Raw genomic sequence first — 19,761 nt, forward strand, 5'->3', positions numbered from 1 at the left:
CGTACGACTTTGGTAGGACCCGGGTCGAGACCCGGGCTCGATGTGAGGAGGCGGACCGGGCCGGAAGACTGGGCCGCATGATCACTGTTTCCGGACTCACCAAGAGATACGGGGGGTTCACGGCGGTCGACGCCGTGACCTTCTCCTGCAGGCCCGGCCGCGTGACGGGCTTCCTGGGCCCCAACGGCGCGGGCAAGACGACGACGATGCGCGTGATGTGCGGGCTGACACCGGCCTCCGCCGGCGAGGTCACCATCGGCGGCCACCACTTCGCGGACATCCCCAACCCCGGACGCCACGTCGGGGTGCTGCTGGACGCCTCCGCCCAGCACGCCGGGCGCACCGGCCGTGAGGTGCTGACGATCGGCGCCAGGACGATGGGCCTCCCGGACTCCCGGGTCGACGAGATGCTCGCCCTGGTCGGGCTGTCGCCCGAGGAGTCCAAGCGACGGGTCCGCAACTACTCGCTGGGCATGCGGCAGCGGCTCGGGATCGCCCATGCGCTGCTCGGTGACCCCTCGGTGCTCATCCTCGACGAGCCGGCCAACGGCCTCGACCCGGCCGGCATCCGGTGGATGCGCGACCTGCTCCGGGACTTCGCCGCCCGCGGCGGCACCGTGCTGCTGTCGAGTCACCTGCTCAACGAGGTGGAGCAGGTGGCCGACGACATGGTGCTGATCGGCAACGGCCGGATCGTCGCCGCCGGTGACAAGGCGACGCTGCTCGCCTCCAGCCACACCGGTGCGCTGGTGCAGGGCACCGACCCTGCCGCACTCACGGCGGCGCTCGTCGCCGAGGGTCTCGCCGTCAGGCCCGCGGGCGAAGGCCTGCACGTCGACGCGACCCCACTCCAGGTGGGCACCGTGGCCGCGCGCCACGCACTCGTGCTCACCGACCTCCGCCCGGGTGGCGGTGGTCTGGAGTCCATCTTCTTCGAGCTCACGGCCGACAGCTCCCGTGAGGCCGTCCCGACCCTGGAAGGGGCCCCGTCATGACCAGCCAGACCCTGGAACCCCGCGCGCTCGACCTCTCGGGCACCCCGGCCATCCCGTTCGGCCGACTGGTGTCGGTCGAGACCCGCAAGATGGTCGACACCCGCGCCGGCCGCTGGCTGCTGATCTCGACCGGCCTCGTCACCGCCCTGGTGCTGGTGATCCAGCTCTGGGTCGTGGTCGCGCAGGACCTCCACGTCAGCTTCAGCGACTTCATGATCGGCATGAACACGCCGATGGGCATCTTCCTCCCGGTCCTGGGGATCATGAGCGTCACCCAGGAGTTCGGCCAGCGGACCGCGCTCACGACCTTCACCCAGGTGCCGTCGCGGCTGACGGTCTATGCCGCCAAGTTCGTCGCGACCCTCGCGCTGGCGGTCGCCGCCGTGGTGATCGGGCTGCTGCTCGCGAGCGTCGCCAACGTGCTCTACGGCGCCCTGTCGGGCAACGACGTCACCTGGGCGGTCGGAGTGGGCGACATCGGTCGCTACTTCCTGCTGCACGTGCTCGGGCTGGCGACCGGCTTCGCGTTCGGCACGCTGTTCCTCAACACCGCCGTGGCGATCGTCGTCTACTTCGTCTACTCGTTCGTGCTGCCGCCGCTGTTCGGCATCGGGGCGGCGCTCGTCGGCTGGATCAACGACCTGCAGCCGTGGGTCGACTTCAGCGCCGCCCAGGAGCCGCTCGTCGACGGCGGCGTGTCCGGCTCCGACTGGGCGCACCTCGCGGTCGCCGGCGTCATCTGGCTGGTGCTGCCGCTGGTCGTGGGGCTCTGGCGGGTGCTGCGGGCCGAGATCAAGTAGCGCGCGCGGGCTGCTGCCAGGGCCGGCGTACGGCCGGTGAGGCCACGGGGGTCCTCACCGGCGTACGCCGCCTCCTGGCGCGTCGGCGCCGGTGCCTAGGATCGGGCGCATGACTGATGCGACACGCGCCGATGGCCGGGCCGACGACGAGCTCCGCCCGATCCGCCTCACCCGCCACTGGCTCGACCACGCCGCGGGCTCGGTGCTCGTGGAGTTCGGCGGCACCCGCGTGCTGTGCGCCGCCTCGGCCAGCGAGGGGGTGCCGCGCTGGCGCAAGGGCTCCGGCCTCGGGTGGGTCACTGCTGAGTACGCGATGCTCCCCGCCGCCACCAACACCCGGTCCGACCGCGAGTCGGTGCGTGGCCGGATCGGCGGACGCACCCACGAGATCTCCCGGCTGGTCGGACGCAGCCTGCGGGCCGTGATCGACTATGCCGCCCTCGGGGAGAACACCATCGTGCTCGACTGCGACGTGCTGCAGGCCGACGGCGGCACCCGCACGGCGGCCATCACCGGGGCCTACGTCGCGCTCGCCGACGCCGTGGCCCACCTGCGGGCGTCGGGTGCGCTGCGCGGCGAGCCGCTGACCGGCTCCGTCGCTGCGGTGAGCGTCGGCATCATCGACGGCGTGCCGCGGCTCGACCTGCCCTATGAGGAGGACGTCCGCGCCGAGACCGACATGAACGTCGTGATGACCGGCGAGGGCAAGTTCGTGGAGGTGCAGGGCACCGCCGAGGGCGCCGCCTTCGACCGCGCCGAGCTCGACGCGCTGCTGGCCCTCGCGGCCAAGGGATGCGCCGACCTGACCCGGCTGCAGAGCGAGGCGCTCGCCGGATGACCGGCGCCGGGCCGCAGGTGTTCCTGGCGTCGCGCAACGCCAAGAAGATCGCGGAGATGGAGCGGATCCTGGCCGCCCGCGTCCCGGGCGTCCGGATCGTCGGGCTCGACGACGTGCCTGCCTACGACGAGCCGGTCGAGGACCAGCCGACGTTCGTCGGCAACGCCCTCCTCAAGGCGCGCGCCGGCCTGGCCGCCACCGGGCTGCCGTCGGTGGCCGACGACAGTGGGCTGTGCGTCGAGGCGCTGCACGGCATGCCGGGCGTGCTGTCCGCCCGGTGGGCGGGGCCGCCCAAGTCCGACCTGCGCAACAACGAGCTGCTGCTCGCCCAGCTCGCCGACGTCCCCGACGAGCGACGCGGCGCGTGGTTCGAGTGCTCGGTCGCCTTCTGTCACCCCGACGGCACCGAGCTGCACGAGAGCGGTCGGATGGCCGGCCGGGTGATCCGCGAGCTCCGCGGCAGCGGCGGTTTCGGCTACGACGTGCTGTTCGTGGCGCAGGAGTGGGACGGGTCGGGACTCACCACCGCCGAGCTGAGCGTCGCCGACAAGGACGCGATCTCCCACCGCGGCCGGGCGCTGCGGGCCATCGCGCCGGCCGTCGCCGCGTGCCTCACCGTCTAGCGATACTCCGGGTTGGGGTGGTCGGGGTCGCTCAGGTCCCAGTTGGTCGTGATGTTGCCGTGCGCGGGGATGCCGCCGGCGTCCTTGATCCGCCGGGCCGCGTGCAGCATGTTCCAGGCCGCGAAGACCGTGTTGCGGGTGGTCCAGTGGTTCTGCGCCCCCCGGTTGTCGTCGAGGTACGACGGCCCGGGTCCGGCCTCGCCGTTCCAGTAGGCGTCGGCCTGCGGAGGGATCGTGAAGCCGATGTGCGACAGCGCGTAGAGCAGCTGCGCGGCGCAGTGCTTGCCGCCGTCCTCGTTGCCGGTCACGATGACGCCGCCGACCTTGCCGTAGTAGGACCACTGCCCCGAGGCGTTGAGCTCTCCGGACCAGCCGTAGAGCCGCTCGACGATCAGCCGGGTGGGGGAGGACTGGTCGCCCAGCCAGATCGGCGTGCACAGCACCACGATGTCGGCGGGCTCGATCAGCGAGCGATAGAGCTCGGGGAAGTCGTCGCGCTCCCAGCCCTGCTCGCGCATGTCGGGATAGACGCCGGGCGGGATCACGTGGTCGACGGTGCGGACCACGTCGACCCGGGCGCCGACCCCCTCCAGGACGTGCTTGCTGACCGCGAGCAGGCCGTCGGTGTGACTGGTCTCGGGCGACCGCTTGAGGGTCCCGTTGAGGTAGACCGCTCTCAGGTCGGAGAAGTCGGTCGTGGCGGCGGCGATCTCGGCGTCGATGAACGCCTGGACGGAGTCGGGGAGCACGCGGCCAACGCTAGACCCGCTGGAGTCGACTTCCCAGCGCTGGCGAGAGGCGTCACCAACACGTCACAGGTGCGCCCGGCGAGAGTCGAACTCGCACTGGCCAGGACCTAAACCTGGTGCCTCTGCCAATTGGGCTACGGGCGCGGTGGCCGGCCGGTGGCCGGATGTGGTCAGGTCAGGCCGAGGTCCTTGCGCAGCTTGGCGACGTGACCGGTGGCCTTGACGTTGTACTGCGCCAGCTCGACCTTGCCGTCCTCGTCGACGACCAGGGTCGAGCGGATCACGCCCTGCACGACCTTGCCGTAGAGCTTCTTCTCGCCGAACGCGCCGTAGGCCGTCATCACCGCCTTGTCGGGGTCGGAGAGCAGGGTGATCGTGAGACCGTCGCGGGCACGGAACTTCGCGAGCTTCTCGGGCTTGTCCGGGGAGATGCCCAGCACCTCGAAGCCCTGCGCGTGCAGGGAGTCCAGCGAGTCGGTGAAGTCGCAGGCCTGCTTGGTGCACCCCGGGGTCATCGCCGCCGGGTAGAAGTAGACGATCACCTTGCGCCCGCGCAGCCCCGACAGGGTGACCTCCGCGCCGGTGTCGTCGGCCAGCGTGAAGTCGGGAGCGGTGTCTCCGGGGGACAGGCGGGCGGGCTCGGTCATCGCGGCTCCTGGCGGAGGTAGGTTGTTATTGCACATCGTTCGCAATAACGTGGGGTTGGCATCAGACGCCGCTCCAATCTACCGACCCGGAGGCGACCCCGTGCACGTGCCCGACGGCTTCCTCGACGCACCCACCTCGGTCGCCACGGCGGTCGTGGCGGTCGGTGGCGTGGCAGCCGCGCTGCGCGGGGCGCGGCGCGAGCTCGATGACCGCACGGCGCCGATGGCCGGACTGGTGGCCGCCTTCGTGTTCGCGGCCCAGATGATGAACTTCCCGGTCGGCGGCGGCACCAGCGGCCACCTTCTCGGGGGTGCCCTCGCAGCGGTGCTCGTGGGGCCGTCGACCGCGATCCTCTGCCTCACGGTGGTGCTGCTCGTCCAGGGCCTGCTGATGGCCGACGGAGGCATCACCGCGCTCGGGACCAACATCACGCTGATGGGACTGATCGGGGTGCTGGTCGGCTGGCTGGTGTTCCGCGGTGTCCTCGCCGTGCTGCCGAAGCGCGTCTCGTCGGTGCCGGTCGCGGCGGCCGTCGGCGCCTTCGTCAGCGTCCCGGTCGCGGCGCTGGCCTTCTCCGTGCTGTTCGCGATCGGCGGCACCGCACCGGTGTCCGCCACGGCGGTGGCCACGGCGATGGTCGGCTGGCACCTGGTCATCGGCACGGGCGAGGCGCTGATCACGCTGCTCGTGGTGGGCTCCGTGGTCGCCGTACGCCCCGACCTGGTCTACGGCGCCCGCGGCCTGATGACCGGTCACGAGCTCGAGATCCGCAGCGGGGCGACCGCGTGACCGCCACGCCTGAGACGGTGCGGCGCCGGGTGGGTCGCCGTGGCCTCCTGCTGGCCGGGCTGGTCCTCACCCTCCTGCTCGCCGGCGTCGCCAGCTTCTATGCCAGCAGCCACCCCGACGGCCTGGAGTTCGTGGCCGAGAAGACCGGTTTCAGCGCGACCGAGAAGGACTCTGCGGCGACCGACAGCCCGTTCGCCGACTATCAGACGGCCGGCATCCACGACCGGCGCCTCGGCAAGGGTCTCGCGGGTGTCGTCGGGGTCGGGGTGGTGCTGCTGGTGGGTGGCGGGCTGTTCTGGGCTCTGCGTCGCCGTCCCGCCGCAGCACCCGGCGCCGGACCCGGCCCGCACCGCGACCCGGGGTCCGACTGAGGTGGGCGCGGGGCACGGGCACCGTCTCTACTTCCACGGCCATAGCCGGGTCCACCGCGCGGCCGGCCACGTCAAGCTCCTCGCCCTGGTCGGCTTCATGCTCGTCGTGGTGAGCACCCCGCGCGCCTGGTACGCCGTCTTCGGCGGCTACCTCCTGGTGCTGGCCGTGGTCATTGCCTGGTCGCGGGTGCCCCCGACCTACCTGCTCAAGCGGCTCGTCATCGAGGTGCCGTTCCTGCTCTTCGCGCTGCTGATGCCGTTCGTGGCCACCGGTCCGACCGTGGAGGTGCTCGGCCTCGAGCTCAGCCGACCGGGGCTGCTGGCCGCCTGGGGGCTGGTCGCCAAGGGGACCCTGGGGGTGCTGGCGTCGCTGACCTTCGCCGCGACGACCGAGCCCGACGAGATCCTGCGCGGCATGCAGCGACTGCACCTCCCCGACCTGCTGGTGCAGATCATGGGTCTGATGATCCGCTACCTCGACGTCGTCACCGCCGAGCTGCGACGGATGCTGACCGGCATGCGCTCCCGCGGGTTCGACCCGCGCTCACCTCGACACTGGCCGGTGCTCGCCCGCGGCCTCGGCAGCCTCTTCATCCGGTCCTACGAGCGAGGCGAGCGGGTCCACCTCGCGATGCTGTCCCGCGGCTACCAGGGCCGGCTCCCGGACCTTTCCGGCGCCCGGGGGCACGAGCACCACCACGGCCGGCCGGCAGCGATCGAGGAGGCGGCGCGATGACGCCGGTGCTCGACGTACGCGGTCTCGCCTACGCCTATCCCGACGGCCACCAGGCGCTCTTCGGCGTCGACCTCCACGTCCACCGCGGGGAGCGGGTGGCTCTTCTCGGGCCCAACGGCGCGGGCAAGACGACCCTCGTGCTGCACCTCAACGGCATCCTCACCGCTGGCGCCGGCACGGTGTCGGTCAGCGGCCTTCCGGTCGAGAAGCAGCACCTCCAGGAGATCCGGCGCCGGGTCGGCATCGTGTTCCAGGACCCCGACGACCAGCTGTTCCTCGGCACGGTCCGTCAGGACGTGGCGTTCGGGCCGGCCAACCTCGGGCTGCGCGGGGCCGAGCTGGAGGAGCGGGTGCACTCGGCGCTCGACCAGGTCGGCATGACGGAGTACGCCGACCGGCCCCCGCACCACCTGTCGTTCGGGCAGCGCCGGCGGGTGGCCGTGGCCACCGTGCTGGCGATGGAGCCCGAGGTCCTGGTGCTCGACGAGCCGTCGTCCAACCTCGACCCCGCCTCGCGTCGCGAGCTCGCCGACATCCTGCGCTCCCTCGACGTCACGGTGCTGATGGTGACCCACGACCTGCCCTACGCCCTCGAGCTGTGCCCGCGCTCGGTGGTCCTCTCGGGTGGCACGATCGTCGCCGACGGCGGCACCCGCGACGTGCTCACCGACCGGGACCTGATGGCCGCCCACAGGCTGGAGCTGCCCTTCGGGTTCGACCCGCGAACGGTTGATAGCCTTCCCACGTGACCATGGATCCCACTGCGCTCGAGTCCGACGTCGAGGCGACCCGCGAACGGCTGGCCTCGACCATCGACGAACTCGTCTACCGGGTCAGTCCGAAGACGATCGTCGGACGCCAGGTCGCCACGACGAAGGCCCACTTCGTCGACCCGCAGACCGGCGCCCCCCGCACCGACAACATCCTCAAGGTCGTCGGCGGCGTCGTGGGCGTGGTCGTCGCCTTCGCGGTGATCCGCAAGCTGGTCCGGTGAGCTCCGTGGCGCTGGCGCCACCCACCCGCGGTGGGGCCGCCGATGACGACTCCCGGAAGACGCCCAGGACCGTGGCCGACAAGACGCCCATCAAGATGATGTACGACCGGCTCCTGGTCGAGCTGGACAAGGAGACCGGCGAGCGCCGCTCGTCCGGGGGCATCGTGATCCCGGCCACCGCGGCGATGGGCGCGCGGCGGCTGGCCTGGTCGAAGGTCGTCGCGGTCGGCCCCAACGCCCGCTCGGTCGAGTCCGGTGACCGCGTGCTGTTCGACCCCGACGACAAGGCCGAGGTCGAGGTCAACGGCGAGATCTACGTCGTGCTGCGGGAACGCGATATCCACGCCGTGGCCGCCGACCGGCTGGGCGACTCGGCGACCGGGCTCTACCTCTGACGCGGGCCCGGACCCTGGACCACACGGGCCGCCAAGACGTACGTACACCCTGTCTGGACCGATGGCAATAGCCCGAGATTTTCATTGACACCCCCCGTGGGTCCGGGAGATAACTGGTGGGCTGGGGGGTAGCCATGGGGGCGATCTCCGAGCGAGACCGGGGCCGGGGCAGGCGAAGGTCTCGCGACTCGGGACAGCACACACTGCACTCATGAACTCGTGGGGGTCGTGAGCAGAGTTTTGGTTGTCGACGACGAGAAGCGTGTCGTCGAGTTCATCAGCCGCTTCCTGGTGGCCGACGGACATGAGGTGGCGTCGGCCTACGACGGCGCCGAGGCGCTCGAGGTGCTCGACCGAGGCCCGGGCGTCGACCTGGTGCTGCTCGACCTGTCGATGCCGCGCACCAACGGCATGACGGTGCTCAACAACCTGGCGCAGCGCCAGTCATCGCCGACCGTCATCGTGCTGTCCGCGGTCGAGGAGGTCGGCACCCGGGTGGCCGCTCTCGACAAGGGCGCCGCCGACTTCGTGTCCAAGCCGTTCCACGCCGCGGAGCTGATGGCCCGCGTGCGCCGGCACCTCGCCGCGGCGGTGCCGCGGCCCCGGCAGGAGGTCGCCAGCCGCTACCTCAGCGCAGGCGGAGTCTCCGTCGACCTCGACCGCAGGCGTGCCCGGCACGCCGGAGCCGATGTGGCGCTCAGCGAGCGTGAGGTCGGCCTGCTCTCCCACCTGATGCGCCGCCGCGGGTCGGTGTGCCGCCGCGACGAGCTGCTCCACGACGTGTGGGGCCTCGACTTCGACCCTGGCAGCAACGTGGTCGACGTCTGCATGCGCCGACTGCGCACCAAGCTCGGTGACCCGCCGATCGAGACCGTCCGCGGTCTGGGCTACTGCTTCTACGGGGAGTGACGTGCCGCTGGGAGTCCTCGGTCGCTACCCGCTGCTCGTCCTCTGGCTGACGTGCGCGGTCCTCGAGACCGCGTCGATGATCATGGCCCCGGGCTCGGAGACCGTGGCCTACCACCTGATCTGGATCGGGCTGGCGCTCGCCCACGACCGCGAGGTCTGGCCGTGGCGCACCACCGTGGTCGCGGTGATCGCGACGACCACCATCACCGGCGCCGTGATGGTGCTGCGGGTCTGGGAGGGTGTCCTCCACTGGGAGGAGACCACCGAGATCCCGTTGATGACGACGCTGCTGCTGCTGGTGCTGTGGAACAGCCGGCGCCGCTACGAGGCGATCGAGGCGCTGCGCGGCGTGCACGAGCGCGACCGACGGCGCGCGGCGCTGCGGGTCCGGCTGAGCCGGCTCACCTCCCACGAGATGCGCACCCCGGCCACGATCGCGCAGGGCTTCACCGACCTGTTGCTCGCGCGGGAGACCGACGAGCAGAGTCGTCGGGACCTCGAGGTCATCCACGGCGAGCTGCAGCGCCTGGTGCTGGCCAGTGACCGGTTGGTACGGATGATGCGGATGCCCGAGCAGGACGGACTCGACGAGGTCGTCCTGTCCGAGCTGATCGACGAGACGACGGCGCGCTGGCACGTCGTCGCCGAACGACGCTGGCTGGTCGAGGCCGACCCGGTGGTGCTGACGTGCTCACCCGACCGGGTCCGAGCGTGCCTCGACACGCTCATCGAGAACGCCGTGCGCTACACCGACGACCTCGACACCGTCCGCGTGATCGGGCGGCGGCTGGGGGATCGGTTGGTGATCGGCGTCGCCGACTCCGGTCAGGGGCTGGCCACCGACACGGCCCTGGCGATCAACACGACGCCCTATGACGCGGACCCCTACGAGTTCGACGCCCGGCACGGCTCGGACCCGCTCAGCAAGACCGGCCTCGGGCTGCACCTGGTGCGCGAGGCGGCAGCGGCTCGGGGTGGTTGCCTGGTGGCGGGCCGCTCGGCCGAGGGCGGTGCCCTGCTGCTGATGGTCGTGCCCGACCTCACCCGGCCCGCCGTCCAGCCCGGCCAGACCCGGACCGTCGCCCGCAGCACCACCGACGCGCTCGCGGCCGGCTGACCCCGGTCGCGGGGTCCTCGACCGGGCGTCGTACGCCTGGAACCCGGCGCTGACCTGCACGGACAGTGGAGGGAAGCGCCCGCCCCGGCGCTGAGGGAGGGCTTTCCTCAGCCTGTCAACCCCCGAAGGGTCACGTTTTCTGCGCTTGATGAGCGCTTGATGACAACGGCATGACAGCGCGGTCACGAACCGCCTCGTGCGCCTTCCCAGGCCGCATCTTGGGACGCGTCGAACTTTGTTCCCGAGAAGGGTGACGTCGATGCGAGATGGGGCAGGCATGGCGAAGGGCACGATCGTGGTGACGGCCGCGCGAAGCGGACGCGGCCGACAGGAGGACCGGGTGCGCTGGATGGCGTCCGGGCTGCTGGCGTTGGCGCTGGCACTGGCGACGCTGGCGGGGCTGCCGCTCCCGGCGGCGCACGCCGCGCCCACCAACGTGCTCACGCTGGACGTGCAGAGCGCCCGCGACGAGGCTCGGGCCTTCGGCGGCGCCGGCGTCTCCGAGGGCGACCCGATCACCGACTACAAGTTCATCATCAACGAGAACAACGTCGGTGACACCTCGGTGCGCACGCCCACGGGCGACTGCACGCCGACGGGTGGCGACCCGAACTACCCCGACAACTGCCCCTGGACGTCGATCAACGCCGCGGCCGACGCCTCCCCGATCCTGACCCAGGGCGACCAGGACACGATCGGCTCCGGGCTGGCCCTGCCCGACGGTGACTACCTGATCTCCGTGCTCGCCGACGGCTACCGCCTCGACGGTGCCTACTTCTCCATCCCGCTGCCCGACGAGTCCCCGGTGACCGTCGGGCTCCAGCCGTTCCCGCTGCCCGACTCCACGGTCAAGGGCCTGGTGTTCGAGGACATGGCGCCCACCAACGGTGCCTTCGACAACGGCGACGTTCCCCTCGAGGGGTTCGAGGGCCACCTGTTCGACACCCTCGGCGAGATCAGCACCGACGTCTACGGCAACCCGCTGTGCACGACGTACGTCGGTGAGGACCCGGTGTCCCACGAGATCCCCGACAGCGAGCTGGTCGACGGCGCCCCGGTGGTCGACAAGGTCGGTGGCATCTGCCGCAGCGACGCCGACGGCATCGTCACCTACCCGCACATGGGCACGAACCGCTACACCCAGCAGGTCATCCCGCCGGACGGCTCCGGCTACATCCAGACCACCACCCTCGAGGGCAACCACGACTGGGACACCTGGGTGATGGAGGGGTCCACCGGCTTCGACACCGAGTTCGCGGTGGCCGGCGAGGCGGTCCCGACGCCGCTGTTCGGGTTCGCCAAGGCGATCAAGAACGGCCAGCCCCTGGGTGGCAACGCGGTCGCCGGCTCGATCTCCGGCCGGGTGATGCGGACCCTGCACTACGTGCCCCCGAAGGGCGGCAGCTTCGACGTCTTCAACGGCTACACCGGCACCAAGATCCAGCGGCCGATCCCCGACGCCTGGATCTCGCTGGCCGACCTCGACAACGGCGACCAGGCCGTCTGGGTGGGCCAGGCCCAGCCCAACGGCAACTTCACGATCGACCACGTGCCCGACGGCAACTACCAGATCACCTGGTGGGACGAGGCGCAGAACAACCTGCTCGCGCTGCAGAACGTCACCGTGGCCGGCGGCGAGGCCGTCGACTTGGGCGTGCTGCCGATGAGCGGCTGGTGGACCGAGTACACCGGCACCGTCTTCAACGACAAGAACCGCAACGGCAAGCGGGACCCGGGCGAGAACGGCGTCCCCAACTTCGCCCTGACGATGCGCAAGCGCGACAACACGCTGATGGACCGCGGCCAGACCGGCGCCGTCACCGACGCCAACGGCAACTACGCCATCGAGGGCGCCTACCCGCTGGGCGAGTTCGGCTACACGGTGATGGAGGCCTACAGCGACTCCTACTACACCACCGGCATCACCTGGCAGGCCGACAACATGCCCGAGCCCGAGACCATCAAGGGTGCCGGCGTCGACCTCAGCACGCTGAACATCATCGGTCTCGGCGCCACCGTCGAGTGGGGCGTGCACGCCTACGACCCGACCGGCGCCAACGGCATCGACCCGCGCAACGGCGGCATCGTCGGCTCCATCTCCTACGACACGACGCGCAACGAGCTCGACCCGCGCTACGCCGCGTCCGAGGACTGGCAGCCCGGCGTCCCGGACATCCCGGTGATGCTCTACAAGACCGTCCCCTGCGGCACCCACACCGGTACGCCGTGTGACGCCGACGAGCGCTACGAGCTCGCCCCCGACGGCTCCTACGCCAAGGGCGCGTTGATCAACAGCTACCTGTCGGAGAGCTGGGAGACCCCGCGCGGCTGCACCGCCCGCGACGTCGACGGCAACCCGCTGGTCCACGGCGTGGACGAGGACCACCAGGCCCTCAACCAGGAGGTCGACGGCAAGTGCATCCCCGCCTTCTCCCAGAGCGTCCAGATCGGCGCCTACCCGACCGACCAGGGCACCGCCGACGCCAACTTCGGCGCCACGGTCAACGGCAACTACGGCTTCGGCGACGGCTGCACCGGCACCCTCGACCTGAGCAACGGCCCGGCCACCCGGGCTGCAACGGCGGCACCTTCCAGCCACTGGCGGCCGGCGACTACCTGGTCAGCCTCGACATCCCGCACGACTCCGTCACCGACCAGCCGCTCTACAAGGCCACCGGCGAGGAGGACATCAACATCGGCAACGGCAACGAGATCGTGCCGCAGGTGCCGCCGCCGGCGTGCGCCGGCCCGCTGCACACGGTCGACGTCCTGGGCATCGACGCCGAGGGCGACCTCCAGCTCCTCGACAACGGCGACCCCAACCCGGCGTTCGGTGGCGACGGTCCCAACCGGTCGACAGCCCCACGGTCATCGACATCGGCGGGTCGCCCTACGAGGGCACGCCCAAGCCGACCTGTGAGACCAAGCTGGTCGAGCTCAACAACGGCAAGTCGGTCGTGCCGATGTTCAACATCTTCACCGAGGTCCCGCTGCCCAGCCGGCTGCGCGGCCTGATCATCGACGACATCAACTTCTCCGGCAACCCCAAGCACACGGCGTACGGCGAGAAGCTGCCGGCCGAGTTCGTGCCGATCGGCATCTACGACTACACCAACCGGCTCGTGACCACCGTGGAGTCCGACTTCAACGGCTTCTACGACGTGCTGCTTCCCTCGACCAACCAGATCAACTGCCCGACTCCCTCGGGCATCTGCGCCGGCATGTACCGGTTCGTGGGCAACGACCCCGGTGTTCCGGGCGCCCTGAACCCCAACTACAACCCGCGCTACCGGGTGATCGCGACCGAGTTCGAGGCGGTTCCGGGCGTCACGATCCCGACCGACCTGGCGCCCACCCAGGTGGGTGCGCAGATCCGCGGTCCGGTCACCGGTCAGGTGGTCCCGGTCGAGTGCCCCGTGGACAACGCGGTGCCGCAGCTGTTCGCGGTCAACCAGCCCTACGTCAACGGCAGTGGCGACTTCGTCATCGAGGGCCTGGGCTTCGGGGCCAACCAGGGCGCCGGCTCGGTGACCCTGGACGGCGTCGAGCTGCCGGTGACCAGCTGGAGCGACACCTCCATCAGCGTGTCGGTGCCCTCCGGCGCCGCCACCGGCCCACAGCAGCTGCTCGTCACCGCTGACAACGGCAACGTCACCCGCAACGGCCTGACGTTCCACGTCCTCGGCGGCAGCTACAACCCGAACGTGCTGGAGGTCGGCAACGAGGGCTCCTCGTTCGCCACCATCCAGGACGCCCTCAACCAGGCCCGCTCGCAGAACTCCGGCAACGGCTACCTCGTCGTGGTCTACCCGGGCGTGCCCGACCTCGCCAACCCGCGGATGAACCCGCTCGGCGCCTACTACGAGAACCTGATCATGGCCTCGCCGGTCAAGCTCCAGGGTGTCGGTCCGGGCGGCTTCCAGGGCAGCGACTACGTGCCCGGCACGATCCTCGACGCCGGCGCCTTCGGTGGTGACACCGACCACGCCACGGCCTGGTACAACCTGCTCGGCACCCTCAACTGGGACGGCAACCAGACCGTCAACGACGGCCAGGGCATCTACGTCCTCGCGCGGTCCGGCGGCGGCGGTGGCGGTGGCGGCAACGCCCGCCAGTTCACCAGCGGGTTCAAGGCCTCGATCGACGGCTTCGACATCCGCGGCGGCGACCAGCGCGGCTTCCCGGGCAACATCAACGAGCTGACCGGTGCGCCGAGCGGCCTGCCGGCCAACATCAGCACGCAGGGTGGCGCGATCTTCGCCAACTCCTACGCCCGCTACCTGCAGGTCACCAACAACGTGATCCAGAACAACGGTGGCGCCTACGGCGCGATCCGGCTGGGCACGCCCGACCTGACCGGGGCAGCGGCGGACGGCCAGAACGAGAACATCCGGATCTCCCACAACCGCATCGTCAACAACGCGGGGACCAACCTCGCCGGCGCGATCGGTGTGTTCGCCGGGGCGGACAACTACGAGATCGACCACAACGACGTGTGTGGCAACTTCACGCTCGAGTACGGCGGCGGCATCTCGGTCTACGGCCGCAGCCCCAACGGGCGCATCCACCACAACGCGGTCTACCTCAACCAGGCCAACGACGAGGGCGGCGGCATCATGATCGCCGGCGCGCTCCCGGCCAACCCCGACGACCTGTCGCCGGGCAGCGGCTCGGTCTCGATCGACCACAACCAGATCAAGGCCAACATGTCCAACGACGACGGTGGCGGCATCCGCTTCCTGATGGCCGGCAGCGCCGCCATGAACGTCAACGACAACGTGATCGCGGACAACGTCTCGACCCACGAGGGTGGCGGCATCTCGCTCAACGACGCCTCCAACGTGCGGATCGTCAACAACACGATCATGAAGAACCTGACGACGGCCACCGCGGTGACCTCGAACGGCTCGCCGGCCCCCGCCGGTCTGTCGACCTCGCTCAACAGCGACCAGCTGCAGGCAACCCTGCCGTCCGGCTCACCGCTGTTCAGCAACCCGGTCCTGTTCAACAACATCTTCTGGGACAACCGTGCGGGCACCCGTGCCGGCGGCACGGTGCAGGGCCTCGGGCTCGGCGGTGCCACGGATGTCGAGCACTGGGACCTGGGCGTGGCCGACCCGACCGACCCGGGCCAGGTGCTCGCGCCGACGTACTCGGTGATCCAGGACGACAACGGTGGGCACGACTACGCCGCCGACGCCAGCAACGTGGGCAGCGACCCGGCCGTGGCCGACGCCCTCGACGTGTCGGTGAGCTTCACCGCCTGGCGGCAGAACCCTGCCTTCGTGGACGCCACGCTGGTCACCGTCGACGCTCCGGTGTCGCAGCTGGGTGACTACCACCTGACGGCCGGCTCGCCCGCGATCGACGCCGGTACGCCGGCGGTGGGTGCGGTCACGGCGCCCGACACCGACCTCGACGACGGGCTTCGTCCCGCCGACGGTGGCTTCGACATCGGCGCGGACGAGTTCGGGGCCGGCGTGGCCCCGCCGCCCGCCGCGCCGCACGACTTCACCTTCTCGACGGTCGGCAACGGCACGGTGCCCGGTCTGTCTGGCCCCTACGACGACGCTGACCTCTACAGCTTCGAGAGCGAGGTGTTCGGCAAGATCTGGGACGCTCAGGACCACGCGCTCCCCGGTGGCGCCGACGTGGACGGCTACGCAGCGGTCGACGCGACGCACTTCTACCTGTCGTTCGCCGCGGACACCGCCGTCCCGGGCCTCGGCACGGTCGGTGACGAGGACGTCGTCTACTACGACGACGGCACCTGGGTGATGTGGTTCGACGGCAGCGCCTCGGGTCTGACCGACGCCGCGTTCGACATCGACGCGATCGCCATCGACGGGCAGACGCTGTACTTCAGCCTGCGCGCCAACAACCCGGGTCCGCCCGGTGCGGCGGCGCCGTACAACAACGGCGACGTCTACCGCTACGACGGTGGCATCGGTGCCAACGCCAGCTACACGAAGGTCGTGGACCTGTCGACGCTCGGTGTCGGCAACGGCCTCAACGTCGATGGCCTGCGGTTCCTCAGCGCGACCCACTTCTGGGTGTCGCTCTCCAACAACACCGACCAGAACGTGCCCGGCGTGGGCCTGGTGGCCGATGAGGACATCGTGGAGTACGACAACGGCACCTGGAGCAGCTGGTTCGACGGGTCGGCCTACGGGCTCGACGCGCAGGCCGCTCAGGACATCGACGCGTTCAGCTTCGGTGGCGACGCCGGGGCGCGGCCGCCGACGGTGAGCCCACTGGTGTTCTCCACGGTCGGGAGCACGTCGCCCGACGGCATCCTGACGGCACCGGACAACGCCGACGTCTACACCTGGGACGGCTCAGCCTTCGGGCGTGCGTTCGACGCCACCGCCCTCGGGCTGCCGGCCAGCGCCAACCTCGACGGTCTGGACTACGTGGACGGCACGCACTTCTACGCGTCGTTCGACAACAACACCAGCGTGCCGGGCCTCGGGACGGTGCAGGACGAGGACGTCGTCTTCTACAACGACGGCGCCTGGGAGCTCTTCTTCGACGGCACGGCCAACGGACTGACCCAGGCCGGCGAGGACGTCGACGGCATCTGGGTGCTCGACGACAACACGTTGTTCTTCTCCACGGTCGGCAACATCTCGCCACCGGGGGTGGGCGGCAACGCGGACAACTCCGACATCTACCGCTGGGCGCGGGGCACCAACGGAGTCAACGGCTCGTTCAACCGGGCCTGGGACGCCACCGCACACGGTGTGCCCGGAGCGGTCAACGTCGACGGGCTGGTGCGCAACGGACCGTCCTCGAACAACTCGTGGCTGGTGTCCTTCAGCAACAACACCGGCGTCACGCTGCCCGGCATCGGGCTCCAGGACGACGAGGACGTGCTGATGGTCGTCGCCAACAGCTGGTCGATCTACTTCGACGGCTCCACCCACGGTCTCGGTGGATCCGCAGACCTCGACGTCGACGCGTTCGACATCCCGTGAACAGCAGGCACGAAAGGGATCTGGTGAACACGATGAACTCACCTCAGGAGCTGACCCCGGCAGTGCCGGCCGTGGAGGCCGCGGGTGGCCGCTTCCGGCTGGACCGGCGAGGGCTCTTCCGCGCAGGCAGTGGTGTGGCCGCCATCGGCGGCATGGCCTGGGCCGGCAAGGTGCTCGAGCCGACGGCGACAGCAGCCGGGAGCGCCGGGGACCCGGATCTGTTCATCGGCGGCACGGACGGCTGGATCAGCCTGCCCCAGACGCCGGCGATCCCGCCGTTCCACCCGGACCCGCTGGCGCCGGACGGACTGTCGACCTACATCTTCGGGTTCCGGAACCTGACCGGGATGTCGGAGGCGCAGCGGCTGGCCCAGAAGAACAAGGCGCAGCACACGGCCCCGCTGTTCTGGGTGCCGCAGTACAACGACGGCGGCGCCGGCTTCTTCGTCAAGCTCACCAACCTGGGCCTGGCCCTGCGGCCGGACCTGTTCGACGCGCACACCCTGCACTGGCACGGGTTCCGTAACGTGATCCCCTTCTTCGACGGCGAGCCGTCGGGGTCGATCTCGGTGCCCTCGGGTCGGGTCTTCACCTACGCCTACCGGCCGCGGGACCCCGGCACCTACATGTACCACTGCCACGTCGAGGACGTGGAGCACGTGCACATGGGCATGACCGGCATGGTCTTCGTCCGCCCGCTGCAGAACGAGACCGGCGCCACGGGGGCGCCGGTCGCCAGGGTGGCCGGGAACACCGCGGCCGGTGCGCCGATGGGCTACATCTACAACGACGGGCTGCCCGTCAGCGCCGAGGCGTCGACGGCCTACGACCGCGAGTTCGCGATGTTCATCAGCGAGGTGTGGGCCGAGTCGCACTGGGCCGACGCGCACATCCAGCTCCCGGAGTGGAGCGACTACCGGGCCGACTTCGTGCTGCTCAACGGACGCGCCTACCCCGACACCCTGGAGCCCAACGGCTCCGACGTGAACCCGTTCGCGCCGCCGGCCAGCGCTACGACGCCAACGGCGACCTGATCGCGCCGAACGGCCGCGACGACCTGCAGTTCCAGCCGATGTCCTCGCGGGTGCGCTGCAACGCGGGGGAGAAGGTCGCACTGCGGTTCGCCAACCTGGGCTTCAAGGAGACGGCGATGAGCATCGCCGGCATCCCGATGCGGGTCGTCGGCCGCGACGCCACCCACATGACGGGGCGCGACGGCCACGACACGTCGTACGTCACCGAGACGATCAACATGAGCCCCGGTGAGAGCTACGACGTGATCTTCGAGGCCCCGGCCTACCAGGGCGGCGGGACCGACCCGGACATCTACGTCCTCTACAACCGCCAGTACGAGCGGTCCAACAACCTCGCCGGCGGCGGCTTCGGCGGTGCCGCCACCCACATCGAGGTGTACCCACCGGGACACCTCCTCGAACAGGTCCATCCCAACGACTGGGCGGAGGTTGCGCCGTGAGCACCCGAGTGAGCTCGTACGCCGTCGCGGCGGTGCGCCGGGACCTGCGCCGGACGCTGCTGGTCCTGGTCGGCCTCGTGGCGCTCGCCGTCACTGCCATCAGCGGGCAGTCGTCCCAGGCCGACGCCGCGGCGCCGCCCGACCAGCCGATCGGGATCGTCTGCACCTACGGCGAGGGCAACAACCCTGGACACCCCGTCTTCAACCTGACCACCAAGACCGGCTACATCAGCCTCCCCGACGGCAACACCGCCTTCATGTGGGGCTACTCCGCCGGCCACGGCGGCTTCCAGCACCCGAGCAACGTCCTGTGCGTCAACGAGGGCGACCAGGTGACGGTGATCCTCCACAACACGCTCGAGGAGCCGGTGTCGGTCACCTTCCCGGGCCAGACCGGCGTACTGGCCGACGGACTGCCGACCAGCCAGGAGGTCACCGCGGGCAGCGCCACGGCCCTGGCGCCGGCGGCCGCGGCCCTGAGCGGCACGATGACCTACACCTTCGAGGCCGACCACGCGGGGACGTTCCTCTACGAGTCCGGCACCAACCCCGACAAGCAGGTCCGGATGGGCCTGTTCGGCGCGCTGATCGTGCGGCCGACCATGGGCGCCGACTACGCCTACAACAGCGCGGACAGCCAGTTCGAGCCGTCCGAGGAGTTCATGGTCCTGCTCTCCGAGATCGACCCCTACCAGCACCAGGCGGTCGAGCAGGGGCGGTCCTTCAACGTCAACAACTACAAGCCGCGCTACTGGCTGATCAACGGTCGTGGCTTCCCGGACAGCATCGCCGACAACTACGCCTCGTGGCTGCCCAACCAGCCCTACGGTGCGCTCGCGGAGATCTTCGAGTTCGCCGGGACGGGCGACCGGCCGTCGATGGCGCGCTACCTCAGCGTCGGCTCCGACAACTACCCGTTCCACCCGCACGGGAACAACGGACTGGTGGTCGGTCGTGACGGCCACGAGCTGAAGAACGGGGTCGGCGACGACCTCTCGATGGAGAAGTTCGACATCAACATCGGCCCCGGCCAGACCTGGGACGTGCTGTTCAAGTGGTACGACGCGGAGCACTACTCCGAGGCGAACCCGGTGCCGGTGACGGTGCCGAGCCTGGCGAACTCCGTGATCGGCACGTTCTACAGCGGCAGCCCCTACCTCGGTGGTCAGCAGTCGCTGCCGACCGGCTCCGAGGGACTCAACCAGTGCGGTGAGTACTACATCATCTCGCACAACCACGCCCTGTACCAGATCACCTCCTGGGGAGTGAACATGACCGGGCCCATCACCTACATGCGGATCGATCCGCCCGGCACCGACCACGGCAGCTGCGGACAGTGAGGGGGG

The 19,761-nt window shown here is 70.3% G+C and carries 19 protein-coding genes and 1 tRNA gene; 17 read left to right on the top strand and 3 right to left on the bottom strand.

Annotated features, from left to right (window positions below):
• Window positions 1-77: 77 nt before the first annotated feature.
• The 4 genes from R2740_RS13695 (at window position 78) to R2740_RS13710 (ending at window position 3,256) form a co-directional block, all read left to right on the top strand.
• Complete coding sequence (locus tag R2740_RS13695; protein ID WP_371303251.1) at window positions 78-995, top strand: ABC transporter ATP-binding protein; 918 nt, start codon at window positions 78-80, stop codon at window positions 993-995.
• Window positions 992-1,795, top strand: coding sequence for an ABC transporter permease (locus R2740_RS13700; protein ID WP_371303252.1), 804 nt, complete (start codon window positions 992-994; stop codon window positions 1,793-1,795). Before R2740_RS13695 ends, R2740_RS13700 begins: the two co-directional genes overlap by 4 nt.
• Window positions 1,796-1,904: 109 nt before the next feature.
• Entirely contained in the window at window positions 1,905-2,633 is a 729-nt protein-coding gene (rph, locus tag R2740_RS13705; protein WP_371303253.1) for a ribonuclease PH, read from the top strand.
• Window positions 2,630-3,256: a non-canonical purine NTP pyrophosphatase gene (locus tag R2740_RS13710; protein ID WP_371303254.1), complete on the top strand. Its 627-nt coding sequence runs from the start codon at window positions 2,630-2,632 to the stop codon at window positions 3,254-3,256. Before rph ends, R2740_RS13710 begins: the two co-directional genes overlap by 4 nt.
• Here the strand turns inward: R2740_RS13710 and R2740_RS13715 are convergent.
• The 3 genes from R2740_RS13715 to bcp all read right to left on the bottom strand — a co-directional run bounded on the left by R2740_RS13715 (window position 3,253) and on the right by bcp (window position 4,652).
• On the bottom strand, window positions 3,253-4,005 hold the full coding sequence (locus tag R2740_RS13715; protein ID WP_371303255.1) for a flavodoxin family protein: 753 nt from the start codon (window positions 4,003-4,005) through the stop codon (window positions 3,253-3,255). The genes R2740_RS13710 and R2740_RS13715 overlap by 4 nt on opposite strands.
• Before the next feature lie 70 nt (window positions 4,006-4,075).
• A tRNA-Leu gene (locus R2740_RS13720) sits at window positions 4,076-4,149 on the bottom strand.
• A gap of 26 nt (window positions 4,150-4,175) precedes the next feature.
• Window positions 4,176-4,652 carry a thioredoxin-dependent thiol peroxidase gene (gene bcp, locus R2740_RS13725; RefSeq protein WP_371303256.1) on the bottom strand — a complete coding sequence of 159 codons (477 nt, stop codon included), beginning with the start codon at window positions 4,650-4,652 and terminating at the stop codon, window positions 4,176-4,178.
• A 100-nt stretch (window positions 4,653-4,752) separates the two neighbouring features.
• Between bcp and R2740_RS13730 the strand changes: the two genes are divergently transcribed.
• The 13 genes from R2740_RS13730 (at window position 4,753) to R2740_RS13790 (ending at window position 19,755) form a co-directional block, all read left to right on the top strand.
• Window positions 4,753-5,442, top strand: a complete 690-nt coding sequence (locus R2740_RS13730) for an energy-coupling factor ABC transporter permease (RefSeq protein WP_371303257.1) — start codon at window positions 4,753-4,755, stop codon at window positions 5,440-5,442.
• A complete protein-coding gene (locus tag R2740_RS13735) occupies window positions 5,439-5,813 on the top strand; it encodes a PDGLE domain-containing protein (RefSeq protein WP_371303258.1) in 375 nt (124 codons plus the stop codon). The genes R2740_RS13730 and R2740_RS13735 overlap by 4 nt, the downstream gene beginning before the upstream one ends.
• 1 nt (window position 5,814) lies before the next feature.
• Window positions 5,815-6,549: a cobalt ECF transporter T component CbiQ gene (cbiQ, locus tag R2740_RS13740; protein WP_371303259.1), complete on the top strand. Its 735-nt coding sequence runs from the start codon at window positions 5,815-5,817 to the stop codon at window positions 6,547-6,549.
• Entirely contained in the window at window positions 6,546-7,298 is a 753-nt protein-coding gene (locus R2740_RS13745; protein WP_371303260.1) for an energy-coupling factor ABC transporter ATP-binding protein, read from the top strand. Before cbiQ ends, R2740_RS13745 begins: the two co-directional genes overlap by 4 nt.
• Window positions 7,299-7,300: 2 nt before the next feature.
• The gene (locus tag R2740_RS13750) at window positions 7,301-7,543 is read left to right on the top strand and encodes a DUF3618 domain-containing protein (RefSeq protein ID WP_371303399.1); all 243 of its coding nucleotides are present in this window, start codon (window positions 7,301-7,303) and stop codon (window positions 7,541-7,543) included.
• A gap of 95 nt (window positions 7,544-7,638) precedes the next feature.
• On the top strand, window positions 7,639-7,938 hold the full coding sequence (locus R2740_RS13755) for a co-chaperone GroES (RefSeq protein WP_371303400.1): 300 nt from the start codon (window positions 7,639-7,641) through the stop codon (window positions 7,936-7,938).
• A gap of 228 nt (window positions 7,939-8,166) precedes the next feature.
• The gene (locus R2740_RS13760) at window positions 8,167-8,847 is read left to right on the top strand and encodes a response regulator transcription factor (protein WP_371303261.1); all 681 of its coding nucleotides are present in this window, start codon (window positions 8,167-8,169) and stop codon (window positions 8,845-8,847) included.
• 1 nt (window position 8,848) lies between these two features.
• Entirely contained in the window at window positions 8,849-9,964 is a 1,116-nt protein-coding gene (locus R2740_RS13765; RefSeq protein ID WP_371303262.1) for a sensor histidine kinase, read from the top strand.
• Window positions 9,965-10,241: 277 nt separating this feature from the next.
• Window positions 10,242-12,884 (top strand): SdrD B-like domain-containing protein, encoded by a 2,643-nt coding sequence (locus tag R2740_RS13770; protein ID WP_371303263.1) that lies wholly within the window; start codon window positions 10,242-10,244, stop codon window positions 12,882-12,884.
• A 43-nt stretch (window positions 12,885-12,927) separates the two neighbouring features.
• The gene (locus tag R2740_RS13775; protein WP_371303401.1) at window positions 12,928-16,941 is read left to right on the top strand and encodes a choice-of-anchor Q domain-containing protein; all 4,014 of its coding nucleotides are present in this window, start codon (window positions 12,928-12,930) and stop codon (window positions 16,939-16,941) included.
• A 32-nt stretch (window positions 16,942-16,973) separates the two neighbouring features.
• Window positions 16,974-17,975: a multicopper oxidase domain-containing protein gene (locus R2740_RS13780; protein WP_371303264.1), complete on the top strand. Its 1,002-nt coding sequence runs from the start codon at window positions 16,974-16,976 to the stop codon at window positions 17,973-17,975.
• A 38-nt stretch (window positions 17,976-18,013) separates the two neighbouring features.
• Window positions 18,014-18,415 carry a hypothetical protein gene (locus tag R2740_RS13785; RefSeq protein ID WP_371303265.1) on the top strand — a complete coding sequence of 134 codons (402 nt, stop codon included), beginning with the start codon at window positions 18,014-18,016 and terminating at the stop codon, window positions 18,413-18,415.
• Window positions 18,412-19,755, top strand: coding sequence for a multicopper oxidase domain-containing protein (locus R2740_RS13790; RefSeq protein ID WP_371303266.1), 1,344 nt, complete (start codon window positions 18,412-18,414; stop codon window positions 19,753-19,755). The genes R2740_RS13785 and R2740_RS13790 overlap by 4 nt, the downstream gene beginning before the upstream one ends.
• The last annotated feature ends 6 nt before the right edge of the window (window positions 19,756-19,761 follow it).

It is taken from the genome of Nocardioides sp., assembly GCF_041393715.1.
Classification (GTDB): domain Bacteria; phylum Actinomycetota; class Actinomycetes; order Propionibacteriales; family Nocardioidaceae; genus Nocardioides.

Coding starts and splice junctions, on each gene's coding strand:
- R2740_RS13700 (WP_371303252.1), top strand. CDS start 992: ATGACCAGCCAGACCCTGGAACCCCGCGCGCTCGACCTCTCGGGCACC.
- R2740_RS13770 (WP_371303263.1), top strand. CDS start 10,242: ATGGCGAAGGGCACGATCGTGGTGACGGCCGCGCGAAGCGGACGCGGC.
- R2740_RS13775 (WP_371303401.1), top strand. CDS start 12,928: ATGTTCAACATCTTCACCGAGGTCCCGCTGCCCAGCCGGCTGCGCGGC.
- bcp (WP_371303256.1), bottom strand. CDS start 4,652: ATGACCGAGCCCGCCCGCCTGTCCCCCGGAGACACCGCTCCCGACTTC.
- R2740_RS13780 (WP_371303264.1), top strand. CDS start 16,974: ATGAACTCACCTCAGGAGCTGACCCCGGCAGTGCCGGCCGTGGAGGCC.
- R2740_RS13695 (WP_371303251.1), top strand. CDS start 78: ATGATCACTGTTTCCGGACTCACCAAGAGATACGGGGGGTTCACGGCG.
- R2740_RS13750 (WP_371303399.1), top strand. CDS start 7,301: ATGGATCCCACTGCGCTCGAGTCCGACGTCGAGGCGACCCGCGAACGG.
- R2740_RS13785 (WP_371303265.1), top strand. CDS start 18,014: ATGTCCTCGCGGGTGCGCTGCAACGCGGGGGAGAAGGTCGCACTGCGG.
- R2740_RS13755 (WP_371303400.1), top strand. CDS start 7,639: ATGATGTACGACCGGCTCCTGGTCGAGCTGGACAAGGAGACCGGCGAG.
- rph (WP_371303253.1), top strand. CDS start 1,905: ATGACTGATGCGACACGCGCCGATGGCCGGGCCGACGACGAGCTCCGC.
- R2740_RS13745 (WP_371303260.1), top strand. CDS start 6,546: ATGACGCCGGTGCTCGACGTACGCGGTCTCGCCTACGCCTATCCCGAC.
- R2740_RS13710 (WP_371303254.1), top strand. CDS start 2,630: ATGACCGGCGCCGGGCCGCAGGTGTTCCTGGCGTCGCGCAACGCCAAG.